This is a genomic window from Algoriphagus sp. 4150 (assembly GCF_031457395.1).
In the GTDB taxonomy this organism is placed as follows: domain Bacteria; phylum Bacteroidota; class Bacteroidia; order Cytophagales; family Cyclobacteriaceae; genus Algoriphagus.
Genome location: NZ_JAVDWS010000075.1, coordinates 1 through 1,010 on the forward strand (window position 1 = coordinate 1; position 1,010 = coordinate 1,010).

Genomic DNA, 1,010 nt, shown 5'->3' on the forward strand with positions numbered 1-1,010 from the left:
GCTGAATCTATACTTGACTCTTTCTGCTTTTTCTTTTCAGCAATCGTGACCTTCATCCCAAGAGCATCAAATTCCGTAATGATTGCTTCAAAGTAACTATCCAGTGAAAAATCAGGATCAACATCCACCAGTGAAAAGTCAAGATCTTCGGAAAATCTTTCCAGTCCATAAAAAATCCTTAAGGCCGTTCCTCCATAAAATGCGGCTTTCTCAAAAAAACCCGCACGCTGCAATCCTGCCAAAGCCACCTCCTGCATGATTTCACGTAAAGCGGAAAATGCCTCCTCCTGTGATTTGGGATGATATTCCTCCAGCCACTCCTTTATCATAAATTTCGGATTGTTTTGATGAGTATCTGAAGACTGTTTTGCTTTGGAGCATCCGAAATCCAGGTTTCGATCACATCTAGGTTCAACCCTCCAATTAAGTCTTCGTCAATTCTCATGTCCTCTGTTAAAAATTCCATTGCCTGTTTGATACTTCTCAAATTCAGTCTGGTTGTCATAGCAATTTTGTCACAAATAGCCTTTTCAGGTGAAGCAATCATCACTGCCTGCTTTGGGGTAATATCAACCGTTCTGATACCAAAAGAATAATAAGGCAATGAAGTATGCTTATAGCTGAATCTTCCAAGTTCTGTCTTGAATAGCTTAGAAGATTTAACAGTTACTGAACTGGTTTCAAAGACCCGTTCAGGTATAAATCCCCAATAAGAAAGGGCTGATTCCATGGAGACATAACTCGGCCCCCACAGGTGATTTGCAATCAGAAGGGACTCAGGCAACATCAGTTTACTTTTTGGTCCAGGAACATACAAGCCATTTTTCAAACCAATCAGCCATCCGGCCTTTATCAATTCAGAAATTTTATCATTCGGCCTCTTATATTTCTTCAATAGAGACAGAATAACCTGCCTCGTTAGTGGTTCCTCTTGGTATCTAAATAAAAGATCTTCAAACTCCATATTATTGTCACAATATCGCACAATAATCGGAAAATTTCCGATTATT

The 1,010-nt window shown here is 39.5% G+C and carries 2 protein-coding genes; both read right to left on the reverse strand.

The window, feature by feature from the left end:
- The coding region (locus tag J2X69_RS24775) for a nucleotidyl transferase AbiEii/AbiGii toxin family protein (RefSeq protein ID WP_310109570.1) at nucleotides 1–329 on the reverse strand (329 nt) is incomplete at its 3' end.
- Nucleotides 326–1,010: hypothetical protein (locus J2X69_RS24780; RefSeq protein WP_310109573.1), on the reverse strand; the 685-nt coding region annotated here is incomplete at its 5' end. The genes J2X69_RS24775 and J2X69_RS24780, both read right to left, overlap by 4 nt.